The sequence below is a fragment of the Lelliottia sp. 7254-16 genome, from assembly GCF_002922995.1.
GTDB classification, from domain to species: Bacteria; Pseudomonadota; Gammaproteobacteria; order Enterobacterales; family Enterobacteriaceae; genus Enterobacter; species Enterobacter jeotgali.
On record NZ_PQVS01000007.1, the window covers coordinates 204,078 to 217,395 of the forward strand.

The 13,318-nt window shown below is 55.9% G+C and carries 8 protein-coding genes and 2 rRNA genes; all 10 read right to left on the reverse strand.

The window, feature by feature from the left end:
* Nucleotides 1–6 precede the first annotated feature (6 nt).
* Complete coding sequence (gene bcsD, locus C3708_RS12155) at nt 7–486, reverse strand: cellulose biosynthesis protein BcsD (RefSeq protein ID WP_095283839.1); 480 nt, start codon at nt 484–486, stop codon at nt 7–9.
* Nucleotides 486–4,511 (reverse strand): cellulose biosynthesis protein BcsC, encoded by a 4,026-nt coding sequence (locus C3708_RS12160; RefSeq protein WP_103949437.1) that lies wholly within the window; start codon nt 4,509–4,511, stop codon nt 486–488. The genes bcsD and C3708_RS12160 overlap by 1 nt, the downstream gene beginning before the upstream one ends.
* Nucleotides 4,508–6,793: a cellulose biosynthesis cyclic di-GMP-binding regulatory protein BcsB gene (gene bcsB, locus C3708_RS12165; RefSeq protein ID WP_103949438.1), complete on the reverse strand. Its 2,286-nt coding sequence runs from the start codon at nt 6,791–6,793 to the stop codon at nt 4,508–4,510. The genes C3708_RS12160 and bcsB overlap by 4 nt, the downstream gene beginning before the upstream one ends.
* Complete coding sequence (bcsA, locus tag C3708_RS12170; protein ID WP_103949439.1) at nt 6,790–8,889, reverse strand: UDP-forming cellulose synthase catalytic subunit; 2,100 nt, start codon at nt 8,887–8,889, stop codon at nt 6,790–6,792. Before bcsA ends, bcsB begins: the two co-directional genes overlap by 4 nt.
* 18 nt (nt 8,890–8,907) lie before the next feature.
* Nucleotides 8,908–9,711, reverse strand: coding sequence for a cellulose biosynthesis protein BcsQ (gene bcsQ, locus C3708_RS12175; protein ID WP_103947435.1), 804 nt, complete (start codon nt 9,709–9,711; stop codon nt 8,908–8,910).
* Nucleotides 9,702–10,205, reverse strand: a complete 504-nt coding sequence (bcsO, locus tag C3708_RS12180; protein WP_165790678.1) for a cellulose biosynthesis protein BcsO — start codon at nt 10,203–10,205, stop codon at nt 9,702–9,704. Before bcsO ends, bcsQ begins: the two co-directional genes overlap by 10 nt.
* Nucleotides 10,206–10,735: 530 nt before the next feature.
* A complete protein-coding gene (gene birA / locus C3708_RS12185; protein WP_103947437.1) occupies nt 10,736–11,698 on the reverse strand; it encodes a bifunctional biotin--[acetyl-CoA-carboxylase] ligase/biotin operon repressor BirA in 963 nt (320 codons plus the stop codon).
* Entirely contained in the window at nt 11,695–12,723 is a 1,029-nt protein-coding gene (gene murB / locus C3708_RS12190; RefSeq protein ID WP_095283846.1) for a UDP-N-acetylmuramate dehydrogenase, read from the reverse strand. The genes birA and murB overlap by 4 nt, the downstream gene beginning before the upstream one ends.
* Nucleotides 12,724–12,869: 146 nt before the next feature.
* Nucleotides 12,870–12,985: ribosomal RNA gene (gene rrf, locus C3708_RS12195) — 5S ribosomal RNA — on the reverse strand.
* A gap of 95 nt (nt 12,986–13,080) precedes the next feature.
* A 23S ribosomal RNA gene (locus tag C3708_RS12200) occupies nt 13,081–13,318 on the reverse strand; the annotation flags it as partial.

Consider the following 13,318-nt stretch of genomic DNA (forward strand, 5'->3'; position numbering starts at 1 on the left):
ATTCACTCACTGTGGGTTGTGGTAACGGAACTGCACGTCCGAGATAGAAAAAATGCGCTCACGACTGACCGTCACATGCGCTTTTCCGCCCTGCCCTTGCATCCAGCGGATGTAGAGCCCTTCCAGTATTGCACAGAAGGCGTGACACCAGCGGCTTTGCTGGCCCTCATTGCGGCTCACAGGCAGCGCCTGATGGCGAAGCGTCAAATCGGTATCGCTGGTATTGAGTTCGACGCAGCCCCAGCCAAACCGCGCCAGCTGCGCGTTGATGTTCGCTTCCAGTTCACCCACGGTTTCCGACGGCGGGAGCGGGAATTGCTCGGCCAGCGCCACGCCCATTTGATGCAGGAACGGCTGGCTCTCCAGCTCGCCCACGTTACGCACCATGCCATCCACGATCAGCGCCAGCAGATCGAACCACCCTTCCGGCGTTTGCTGGGCGCGAAACCAGCTCAACAGCGCGGGGTTTTCCATCGTCGTTGTCATTATTTATCTCCCAGCATGTAGCGGAAATAGAGTCCCGCCGTACTTTCGTTGTAGCTGCCAAAGGTGTCGTAACCGACTTTGCCACCGATAGTCATGTCTTTGTTGACGTTGTAGTCCACCCCGGCGCGCACGGTGTAACCAATGCCGTTTTCAGAGGTGCTTTTATAAGTGGCTGTTTTCGCGAAACCGCTCTCGACCGCGCCTTCCAGCAGTTGCTGCCAGCTGTCGTTGGTCGGGAAGTAATCGCTGCTGTCCTGGCTGTAAGACTGGTAGCCCACTGAGCCGCCCAGTTTCAGCTTCCAGTTATCGATTTTTTGCGAATAGTCGACTGGCAACGAGACGCTGACGTAGTTCTGCGGGCTGAAGTAGCCGCCCTGACCAAAGGTGAACTGGCTGAGGTTTTTCGAGAAGTCCATCCAGCTCATGCTTAAACCGGTTTTCACTTCGCGGAAATCGTCGTGATACGGCCGGAGATAGACGCCCGCATTGGTATTAATACTGGTGTTACTCGCGACATTCTCACCGAGATAGCTGTAACCGCCGCCGCCCACATAGAAACCTGCATCGCCATCGTCATAACTCAGCTGCAAACTGCCGCCGTTTTTGGTGACGCGGCCCCAGCGTTTGCCGGAGTATTTGTCTTCCAGACCCACGTAGGAAAGCAGGCTGTCTGTCACCGCGCGGCGCTCGCCGGTCATGATCAGTGACAGGTAATTGGTCAATTTCGGCGACCATTTCACGCCGCCCACCAGCGTGCTGAGATCTTGTCCGAGCGGCGTACTGCCGATATCGAGACGGTAATCTTTGCCGCTCAGGGCCATGTTCAGCTCCACGCCGTTGGCTTTTTGCGAATCCGTCGAGACATCACCCGGCTGATTCACGTTTGCCTTCAGGTTTGAAGCTTCAAGATATTCCCCGACCCGCCCGCTGTCGTAAGCGCCGAGTTTTGCCAGATTCAACTGGCCGTCGGAACTGGTGAGGTTAAAGTCGTTGCTGTCCAGCGAGCCTAAATCCACCAGCGCTGCCGCGCCCGGATGCGCGGCGAGATAGGTCGCGCGCTCGGTGGCGTTCATCGCTGCAATGGCCTTTTGTTCGTTCGTCGCTGTTGAAACCATATTCGACGCGGCGTTCGCCAGCGGGTTAGAACCAAAGCGACGCCATGCGTCCCCGCTTGCGCTGCCTGCACTGAGGGTAATCGGCGTGGCAGTAAACTCGAAACGCGATTCGCCAAACGGCGAGCTGGACCAGGTGAGCGGCGCTTTGGCTTCGGTCAGCTTGCTGGTACCCGATTCGCCATCGCGCCCGCGCACTTCAACACCACCCTGCAGCCACATGCCGGTCTGCTCGCTCATCTGCTGCATCATGTCATCAACCTGACGCAAAGTACGGCTCTGCGCCGTTTCCTGCGGCAAATCAGGACGCGTGGTACCCGGCAGCGTTGAGCCTGGATCGCGTGCCGTCTGCGCCAGCTGCCACGGCAGCGCGTTGTTCGTCGCGCCAGTCGCCCCGACCGCCTGCGTGGAGCGGCTGGTACTCACGAACGGGTTATCCGCCAGCAACAAGCCGCCCATCGTCGGTGTGGCCGAGCTATTGGTGGATTGCAGACCCAGCAGTTTGCCGCGTGCGCTGCGCAGATAGGTCATCGCCTGCTGATGGTTACCCTGAGCCTCTTCCAGTCGCGCGAGTAGTACCAGGCGCTCAGGAGAATTATTGGTTTGCAGACCGTTAGCGAGCTGTTTCGCTTTCGCCACGTTGTCTTCAGCCAGCGCCACGTCGATAGCACCGGTGCGTGCATCCTGGTCCGGCGTGTCGCGTGTCATCAGGTAGTCATAGACCACGCCCGCCTCTTTGTTCATTTTGCCGGTCTGATACAGACGCGCCATCGCAAACATCAGGTCGGTATTTTGCGGGTCACTTTGCAGAGCGCGGATTAGCTTGTCATAGGCCGCCGCATAGTTGCCCTGCTCGCGCAACTGGTCCGCTTCGTTGATCACATACCCGTTACGCACGCCCGCCAGCTGAGTCGGCGTACTGCGCGATAACAGTTCCGGATTAGAGAGGAAACTTTGCGCTTCACCGTTCAGCCCGGCCTGATTCAGCACCGAAACCTGATCGGCGTAATCGCCCGCGTTCCCCTGCACGCCCTCACGCATGTTGCTGCGCACCACCGCCACCGCACCGGTCATATCGCCGCTCTGCGCCAGCATTTTCGCCAGTTTTCCCGCATCAGCCGGATTTTCTGGTGGACGCGAGGCCAGTGTTTTCAGGGTATTGGCGGCAGCCACTGAATTGCCCTGCGCCAGATAACGTTCCGCTGTCGCCATTTGCAGGTTGTAATTCACCCGCTGCGCCAGCTCGCGCATTTGTGGCGTCTGGCTGGCAGGCGAAATACGCGAGAGAATAGTCTGCGACTGCTGCCAGGCTCCGCTTTCGCTGGCGAACAGGGCCGCCGCATACAGGGAGCTTGCGCCAGCTCCCTGACGCGAGGCGGGCTGCATCACCGAGGCCGCTTCACCTTCAGCACCGGATTTTTGCAGCAAACGCGCCAGATCGAGACGCAGCCACGGATCGTCCGGCAGACGAGCAATCCCCTCGCGCAGAATCGCAATCGCCTGCTGGGTATTGCCATTCGCAGCGGCCTGTTGCGCCTGACGGCGAATCGGATCGCCGGGTAATCCGGTCACCACGCGCGGCTGGAGTTTCGCCTGCAAGCTGGCCGGGAGCGTGCGCAGCATTGCCTGCGCTTCTTCAGTTTTGTTCTGTTCTTTCAGGACGTAATAGAGGTTTTCCCGCGCGGCACCGTTGTTAGGCTGCTGGCTCACCAGCTCGCGCAGGGTCTGTTCGGCCTGTGGATAATCTTTGTTATGGCGCAGAACATCGGCGCGGAACAGCTTCGCCGCCGTGCCGCGTTCGCCGCTCTGCTGCACCAGCGGGGCCGAGAGTGCCAGGGCCTGGCTAACGTTGCCCTCTTTCAGCGCCTGCTGCGCCTGCGCGAGTTGACCGTAAAACGCGGCGTCATCGGACTGCTGCTGGCGTTCGCTGGAGGCGTCACCGCCCTGACTGGCGGCTCGTCCCAGATATTGTGCCGCCGCCTGATAATCTCCGCTGCGCTGGGCGATATACCCCATCCCGGCGAGCGCGTCGGCATCCTGCGGGTTGGTTTGCAGCACCTGCTCAAACTGGCGCTTTGCCGCGTCGGTATTCCCACTGTTCAGGGCGGTGTAGCCTTCGCCTTTCGCCGCACCGCCAACATTTTTACGGTAATAGGCCTGAACTTCGCTGTCCTGCGGATGGCGTTGCAGCCAGGTATCGTAGAACTGTTCGTCGCCCGCTTTTGGGCCTAACCACAGCAGCGCCTGTCGCAGACCGGCGTCCGCATCTTTGCTGCCGCTGGCCATTTGCTGTAGCTGGATAATCCCGTCGCGGCGCGTACTCTCCTGCCAGGTGAGCATCTTACCCAGCGCCACACGTGCGGCGTTGTCCTGCGGGTTTTGTGCCGCAAAACGCTGCAACTCGCTTAACGCCTGCGGGTAGAGAGACTTATCACTCCCCATCGTCTGATAGTATTCCGGCGCGAGGCTCGCAGGCGGGGTATCGCCGTTGAACAACGTTTTCCAGGTTGCCAGCGCGGCGGGAATGTTGCCGCTGCGCGCCTGTTGACGCGCCAGCGTCAGCGTACCCTGCGGCACCTGAGTCATCTGTTTGGCGTTATCCAGCGCCTGAAGACCGCCATCATTTGGCGACACTTTTGCCAGTCGCGCACGCCATTGCGCCGCACCCTGCAAATCACCGTTTTGCTGCGCCCACAGCGCCATCAGATACAGCGCCTGAGTGTTGTTGGCATCGACCATTAACACTTTTTTCAGCGACTCGCTCGCCAGATCGTCATGAGATTTTTCGTGCCAATAGTTAGCCTGGTCAAACAGGGCTTTCAGCGCCGCCTCGTTTTGCGCGGCCTGCGCCGTACCGCCAAACGCCAGCACGCCGGAAAGACAGATCGCCGATTTTAGGATTATTTTTTTCACTTTCCGCTCTCCGGATTCAGGCGCTTACGCGCACGCTTTTTCAGCCAGGCATACAGGCCCAGACCGGTCAGCGAACTCATGATCAGACCCAGGATTGCCAGCAGCGCCGAGTGCTGGTTGGCATACCAGACAATCATCATTTGGGTTGGCATTTCACCGCTCGGGAACTGTGTCCCAACGCGGAAACTGCGCACACCGTTTTCATTGGTGATGATCGCCGCATCGCCACGAATCCCGGCGTTGATACGCGCGGAGGTTAAATCATCATGCAAACGCGAAAGTTGGTCGTCATTGCTGCCGAGCGCCATTACCACCAGGCGATCGCTGCTCCACGGTGAACGGAAGCTGACAAACCCGCGCCACGCCTCATTGGACGAGAAGTAGCGGTCGGCCTCAACGCCGTCGGAGGTCCAGTCGCCAGCAAGCCAACGCTGTAACTTCTGCCAGGTTGACGGCGTGCGCACGCCCAGCGTGTTGTCGTGAGAAGTAAACGGCGATTCGTTCAGCAGCGCCTGATTAAAGTCGTGCTGCGCCATGCCGCTCACCGCCAGAACATCACGGGTGCGCAGCAACTCAAGATTGCCGCCAGCGGTTGGCACGCCAAGCACCACGCGGTTGTTGTACAACGCAGTGCCGGTGGCATTCCCCGAACGCGCCGCCATATCCAGCAGCGTGGCGATTTGCGTTTCCGTCGGCTTTTCAGGCAACAGCAGGACCGTTTGCGAGAAGTCTGCAAGGCGAGTGAATGGGAAAGAGGCACCGACAAAATAGGAAAGATTCGGCAACAGCGAGAAGTGGCGCGTGTGGCTCAGATCGATCCACGAGTCCTCGTCGATACGGCTCTTAATATTGTTGTTTAGCAATACGCTGCAAGGCGCGTTCTCTTTCGCCGTGATGTTGAAATAGAGCGAAAGCTGGTTGTCACCGTAAATCATGTACGGCTCCAGCGGCATATCAAACTTCTCCTGCCGCGCGTCGCCGCCCACTTTGTGCCACAGCGTTTCCAGCGCGCCCTGTTTGTTGACCGGCAGGTTGTGCAGGAAGGTGTCGTTCATGGTCATGCTGAGCCACGAGCGGTTTTCATCAATCCAGCTTTCCGTCGGGAAACGATAGCCAATGTGCAGCGGAATAGTTTCGCCGTCCCACAGGAATAGATCCGGCGCGGCGCGGAAGGCCACGCGCAGCGGCGCATGCCAGATCCCGGTGACGGTCAGACTTTGATCCTTGCGGATCAGCTCCGAAAGTTTTACCGGACGATCGGTTGGGATCCAGCGCGGAGCGTCATACGGTTTGCTCGCCGGGATCGTCTGCGCCGGGATCGACACACTGGCGGTTTGCAATGCAAAGTTGCCGCGCGTCAGTCGCCAGGCCGCCGTTCGCAGCGCGGCCTCATCGTTACCGACAACCAGCAGCAGTTTGTAAACCGGATTCGCCGGGTTATCGATCACTTGCAGCGTCGGCTGGGAAGCTTGCGGCAGCGTCAGGCCGCCGATTTTGTCGCCCGGATGGCCGATCAGAATGCCGTTTTTCTCCGGCAGGCTATCGTGTAGCGCGGCAAAAGAGACACCGCGATAATCCGCCTGAATGCCGAGCCAGGAAGAGATGGACGCCGCCGCACCGAGCGCATCGCTGCTGAGCGTTGGGCCAAAGGCGAACGCGATGGTCGCCGGGGTCATCTGCATACTGTCGAAGAACGGGCGCGGGAAATGGCTTAAGTCAGAGCCGATATCAAGCTGCTGCCCTTCCAGCTCAAAACGTGAATCCGGCATGACCGTGACGCGATATTTGTCCGACAGGTCGCGCTGACATTGCATCGCGTCACCGTCGTTTATCTTAAAGCTCAGGCTGTTACTTGAAACCAGCAGCGCCGCCGGAATATCCAGCTGGAAGCGGGAAATATCGCTGTCGGCGGCCCCCAGCGGGACGGTGCCCAGCGGCTGTCCGTTGAGCATCAGTTGCATAGTGGCGTTGCGTGTCGCCATCGCAGGAGAGACTTTGAGATTCAGCGAAAGCTGCGCGTTGGTGATGACCTGATCGACCGGAAGGGTAAAGTTCATTCCTCCCTGCAGCTGGCCGCCGCTCAGTACCAGGCCTTGCGGCTGGCCCATTTGCGCGATGCTAATGCTGTTCACCGTCGAGGGGACAAACGTCGGCAGCGCGACGGCGGATGTCGGCGCGGGCATCTCGACCGGCAGCAGCGATTCCACGGTGGTTTCTTCACTGTGCAGCGGCAGCGCAAACAGCGACGCAGCAAGCAAAGTGAGTTTCGTCAGCTGTTTCATGCGTTGCCGTCCTCCTGGACCTGCGCCTGCGCGCGGCGGTTTTCCCGGCGCGTTTTCCACGTCAGCCAGAAGAGATCAAACACGCAGCGCACGATGGTCAGCAGCGAACGGAACGGGTTGTCCTGCGGTTTCGGCGGCTGGATCCACGCATCCGCACGGGCCAGCACCACGCGCACCAGTTCGCGGCGGCGCGCCAAAGGAATATCTTCAAACATCAGACGGATAAATTGTTCGTCGGTGGCGACCACTTTCACCGGAATACTGATTGCACCCGATTGCAGGAGCAACTCCACTTCTTCGATGTCGTCCGTCAAATGACGCTCGTCCGGCAGCTCAACGCGGCAGCCGCCCATCGACAGATCCGCGGTCTGACTGCGGGAAGAGATGCCGCTGGCGTAGTGGATCAGCACTGGGATTTTGACGTCAATACGGATGGTTTTGCGCGTCTGGCGCGTTTCACGGGCAACGGCAATCGCCGCCAGCAGGAAGATCAGGCTATAAAGTCCCCAGCCGACGTTCAGGGCAATAACGCTCGGGTCGACGCCGTAGTAATCGTGGGCGCAGGCGCGGACGATACCGGCGATAACGCCGATGCCCAGCAGGATCGCGATCACCAGATGCGGGCGCACGACGCGGAAATCGAAGTAGCCGACGTTCAGCAGCGCGCCTTTGTCCGTCACGTTGAACTTGCCGCGTTTTGGGAAGACCATCGTGACAACGGTTGGCAGCACCAGGTGGAACGCCAGCACTAAGTCATAGATTTCGCCCCAGAAACTGTAGCGATAGCGGCCATTCATGCGCGAGTTCAGGTAAATCGCCAGGAACAGGTGCGGCAATGCATAGGCAAAGACCAGGCCCGCCGACGAGTGGATGATGTTGAGGTTAAACAGCAGATAGGCCAGCGGCGCGGTCAGGAAGGCGATGCGCGGCAGAGCGAACTGGTAGTAGAGCATGGCGCTGAGGTAGCACAGACGCTGCTGAATCGTCAGGCCACGACCAAAGAGCGGGTTATCCAGACGGAAAATTTGCGTCATCCCACGCGCCCAGCGGGTACGCTGAATCACGTGCAATACCAGACGTTCGGTGGCAAGACCGGCCGCCAATGGAATATCCAGAAATGCAGATTTCCAGCCGAGACGCTGCATCTTCAGCGCGGTGTGGGCATCTTCGGTCACCGTTTCCACGGCGAAGCCGCCAATTTCTTCCAGCGCACTGCGGCGGATGACCGCGCAGGAGCCGCAGAAGAACGTCGCGTTCCAGTTATCGTTGCCCTGCTGAATCGGGCCGTAGAACAGCGTCCCTTCATTCGGAATATTGCGCCCAACGGAGAGGTTACGTTCGAACGGGTCAGGCGAATAGAAATAGTGCGGCGTTTGCACCAGCGCCAGTTTGGGATCTTTCAAGAACCCGCCGACCGTCGCCTGCAGGAAAATACGCGTAGCGACGTGGTCACAGTCGAAGACGGTGATCAGCTCGCCCTGGGTTAATTTCATCGCGTGGTTGAGGTTGCCCGCTTTGGCATGGGAGTTGTCGTTACGTGTGATGTAACCCACGCCGACATCTGCCGCAAACACCGCGAATTCGCGACGTTTGCCGTCGTCGAGCAGGTAGATTTTCATTTTGTCGCGCGGGTAATCGATACACTGTGCGGCCAGCACCGTGTCGCGCACCACGTCGAGCGATTCGTTATAGGTCGGAATGTATACGTCGACCGTCGGCCAGAGCGACATGTCATCCGGTAGCGGTACAATCTCACGCTTCAGCGGCCAGATGGTTTGCAGGTAATTCAGCAGTAACAGAACCCAGACGTAGACCTCCGCCAGAAATAACCCCATTCCGAGTATTGTTTCAATCTCAGAATTAAAATGCAGGGTTTGCGTCAAACGGAAATACATATAGCGGGTCGACATCAATAATGACATCACCACCATAATCACTGAAATACTGCGTCTTTTGCTGAAGCCCATTAAAAACAGCAGGCCAATGCTAATAAAGCCGAAGATATATTGTTTCTGACTGTCCATCGGCGTAATGACGATGAGCAGCGCAACTGGAATCATGACAAGAGCCAGCAAAATAAAAAGAAACTTTTTCATAGGTCGCCCTGGGTGAATTTAGAACCCTGACTTACGCGGAAGGGTATGAACAGTGCCATCACCTACTTTCACGCCCAGAATGCCCGCGACTTTTTTGGCGATAAGCTCAATGTCGAAGGCAGCGGCTGACGCCGGGCTAAAGTCGAATACGGACTGTTGAGAGGCGTTGGCTTCTCCGACGCTTTCGTCGCGGTGAACAACACCCAGTAGCTTTTCGCCGAGTTTGTTCTCGACGAAGGTGGTGACATCACGGCTGATCTGACGACGGTTGTCACTTTGGTTGAGGACGAAATAGTGTCCGGCTTTGTGGTTGAGTACCCCGCCTGTCAGACGCTGGTTTTCAATTTGCGGCAGGAGTGAGAGGGATGCGGTATCGGCCAGCAGAGTAATCAAATGCAGATCCGCCAGGCGCGACATCGCTTTCAACGCGGGTGACGGGCCAGGAGGAAAATCGGCGACGATAATCAGGCCGGGGTAGTTCAGGAGCGTACTCAACCCACGCGTGAGGAAGTGCTCATCGTGAGTGAGTTTGTCATCAAATGCCATACGCTGATCTTCGCTGGCATCACCATACGGCAGTACAAACAGGTTTCCGCCCGCCGTAAGGACAAACTGACTCCAGTCGGAGGATTCAGCCGCTTTGGCAACGTAACCGCGGCTATCAGAGAGCGGAACGCCGAAATGCAGACGCAATGCGTTTTGCACGTCAAAATCCAGCGCGAGTACTTTGCTTCCTGAGCGCGCCAGCGCGTAAGCCAGGTTAGCGGTCATGGTCGTTTTACCCACGCCGCCCTTCGGCGAGCAAACGCAAATTAACGGCATGTGGCGATCCTTTCCAGCAGGGAATTCAATGGCTGATTTTTTTCAGCCGCAGGTTGTGGCGTAGTCGCCGCAGGGGCAAAAAGACGCGAAAAATTGACATCAACCGGAGGCTGGGCAGGCGCCGGGGTAACGACGCGAACCGGAGTGGGTTCCGGGACTGGCGCGGGTGATATCTCTGCTGGGGTAGCGAGTTGCTCAGCGACACCCTGGAAAATTGAAGGCGCGTAAGCTGGAGTCGCATCGAGGGTAACGCTTTCTGATACTGGCGTGACATGAGTCAGGTTGAATGTATCGGTGCTGACAGGCTGCGGGGCCGCTAACGATACATGCCCCCCTTGTGCGAAAGCATTCGTTTCAATCTCAGGAAGAAGCTGGTTGAGAATGGCCCAACTTCCCTGATCGCTTGCCTGGTTTTGAACGGAGAAGTCTTTGAAATCGAGCGCTTGATTGCGCGTTTTATCCTTAAATCGCTGCAAATCATCATAATGATTCATAGTTATACTCATGATTTACAAATAAATAATGTACACACCACGGTTTGATTTTAGTGGCCATTTACGATCAACAGACGTGTTTTATTCAGTTGTAGGTGTACAGTCACGTTACGGTTTTAACCGCACGCTTATTTTTGGCATGTTTAAATTATGGTTTTATTACCGAATAGCTTATTTACAGCATATGCTTAACCATCTACTCGACACATGCTAACTGTTTTCAACAGATAAAAATACTGAAGTGTTTTTAGCTTTAGTTAAGTAAAATTGCGGACATTAAAGTTCATCAAAGGCTTTACTGGCAGTTCTCTATATCGTTAAAATACAAATGATAAGAGTATAAATCTAACCAGGATGATTCTTAGTTTAATAAAAAGTTACTCTGAGAAATATTTTGAAATACATTTTCGTCGTTATTATTTTATAAAATAGGTTAAGCCCTTATTCTGATTAATATTCTTTAACCCCTACCATTTTAGGGAGGGTAGATAAGACAGGTGATAAAAAAAGGAGCCGTTGGCTCCCTTGGGTCACTCTGCGCTTCTCAGTGAGATTTCTCCACCCACCCACGGCTTCAAGACACCATCCTGTTCCAGCAGGAGCGCCCCTTGTGCATCAATACCACGCGAAATCCCGAAGATTTCCTTGTCTCCGATGATCAGTTTAACTGGACGATGAATAAAGTTATCCAGCTTTTCCCAGCGGGAGAGGAAAGGTGCAAGCCCGTCCTGCTCAAAGAGCGTCAACGCATCGCGCAGTTCTTTAATCAAACGCACGGCAAGCGTGTTGCGGTCAATGGTGATCCCCGCTTCCTGCAGCGTGATCCAGCCCTGGTTGACGATATCCGCCTGGACCTGGCGCATCACCATGTTGAGACCTGCGCCAATCACGATTTGCGCCGCATCGCCGGTTTTCCCGGTCAGTTCGACTAAAATGCCTGCAAGTTTGCGATCGTTCAGGTAGAGGTCGTTTGGCCATTTTACGCGAACTTTGTCTGCGCCTAAATCATGCAGCACTTCGGCCATGACAATACCGATCACCAGGCTCAGGCCAATTGCCGCTGCCGGCCCTTGCTCAAGACGCCAGAACATCGAGAGATAAAGATTTGCGCCGAAGGGCGAGAACCATTTACGCCCGCGACGCCCGCGACCGGCCTGCTGATATTCAGCGACGCAGCAGTCACCCGAGTTGAGGCTGCTGATGCGGTCAAGCAAATACTGGTTGGTTGAATCGATAACCGGTAAGACCGTCACTTTCCCCTGATTGAGCTGACGACAAATCACCTCTTCATCCAGTAACTGGATAGGCTCCGGCAGGCTATAGCCTTTACCCGGCACGGTGAAGACATCGACACCCCAGTCACGCAGGGTTTGAATGTGCTTATTGATTGCTGCACGACTCATACCGAGGCGCTCACCCAGCTGTTCGCCAGAGTGAAATTCACCATCAGCAAGAATGCCAATGAGCGTTAATGGAACAGTGTTATCTTTCACGCAATCGTCTCCACGGCGTTCACTTCACCTGTACGACCGATAAAGCGGACTTCTGGCTCAAGCCAGACGTTGAATTTGTCGCCCACGCACTGACGAACGTGATGCGCCAGACGTACGACATCGTCGCTGGTCGCATTATTCTCATTGATGAGCACCAGTGCCTGTTGGCGATGCACTGCCGCGCCACCTTCGACCGTGCCTTTTAACTGACATTGATCGATCAGCCAGCCAGCGGCCAGTTTTACGCTGCCATCAGCCTGTGGGTAATGGGGTGCATTTGGCCATTGTGCGAGTAAAGTTTGTGCCGTTTCGCTGCTGATCACCGGGTTTTTGAAGAAACTACCGGCATTGCCATTCACTTTTGGATCGGGCAGTTTTGTCATGCGCATGTGACAGACGGCGTCGAATACTTCCCGAGCTGTCACAGTCAGCGGATCAAGGCGCGTTAAATCGCCGTAAGTTAAGACGGGCTGCCACTGTTTTGCCAGACGCAGGCCAACAGAAACAATGACATAACGATCCTGGTATTCATGTTTGAAGATGCTGTCGCGGTAGCCAAAACGGCATTGTTCCGCGGTCAGTCGGCTTGCTCTGCCCGTTGCCAGCTCAATGCAATCGACATACTCGCAAACATGTTTCAGTTCGATGCCATAAGCACCGATATTTTGAATGGGGGATGAACCTGCACAACCGGGAATGAGCGCCAAATTTTCCAGGCCAGCCATTCCGTTATCTAACGTAAATTGCACCAGATTGTGCCAGTTTTCACCTGCACCAACGTGCAAATGCCAGCTATCGTTTGTCTCGGTGACATCAATACCCGAAATTCGGTTAACAATAACCGTGCCGGTAAAATCATCCAGAAAGAGGACGTTACTTCCCTCGCCAAGAATCAGGACTGGTTGATGATTTTCAGTGGCGGTCTTCCACGCATCGAGCAGTTGCTGAACGTTTTCAGCACGCACAATATTGTCAGCATTACGTTGAATGCCAAAGGTATTCCAGGGCTTAAGGGAGTGATTCATAGATGCTATCCTGATGCAAAATCAGGGATAGTTTACCGTATATATGAGGGGATTGGTGATTAGTTTGATGGGTAGTAAAGAGGCGTTAGTATTCGACAAAAACGCAAAAAGGCCATCCTTCCGGATGACCTCTTCACTTAATTGATGCCTGGCAGTTCCCTACTCTCACATGGGGAGACCCCACACTACCATCGGCGCTACGGCGTTTCACTTCTGAGTTCGGCATGGGGTCAGGTGGGACCACCGCGCTAAAGCCGCCAGGCAAATTCTGTTATCAACCCGCATCGCTGCAGGTCAATTAATCTGTTATCAAGCTGAAACTGATGTCTCTCTTCGCCAAAACATCTTCGGCGTTGTAAGGTTAAGCCTCACGGTTCATTAGTACTGGTTAGCTCAATGCATCGCTGCACTTACACACCCAGCCTATCAACGTCGTAGTCTTCAACGTTCCTTCAGGACCCTTAAAGGGTCAGGGAGAACTCATCTCGGGGCAAGTTTCGTGCTTAGATGCTTTCAGCACTTATCTTTTCCGCATTTAGCTACCGGGCAATGCCATTGGCATGACAACCCGAACACCAGTGATGCGTCCACTCCG

Coding starts and splice junctions, on each gene's coding strand:
- bcsQ (WP_103947435.1), bottom strand. CDS start 9,711: ATGCCGTTAATTTGCGTTTGCTCGCCGAAGGGCGGCGTGGGTAAAACG.
- bcsO (WP_165790678.1), bottom strand. CDS start 10,205: ATGAATCATTATGATGATTTGCAGCGATTTAAGGATAAAACGCGCAAT.
- bcsB (WP_103949438.1), bottom strand. CDS start 6,793: ATGAAACAGCTGACGAAACTCACTTTGCTTGCTGCGTCGCTGTTTGCG.
- bcsD (WP_095283839.1), bottom strand. CDS start 486: ATGACAACGACGATGGAAAACCCCGCGCTGTTGAGCTGGTTTCGCGCC.
- bcsA (WP_103949439.1), bottom strand. CDS start 8,889: ATGAAAAAGTTTCTTTTTATTTTGCTGGCTCTTGTCATGATTCCAGTT.
- murB (WP_095283846.1), bottom strand. CDS start 12,723: ATGAATCACTCCCTTAAGCCCTGGAATACCTTTGGCATTCAACGTAAT.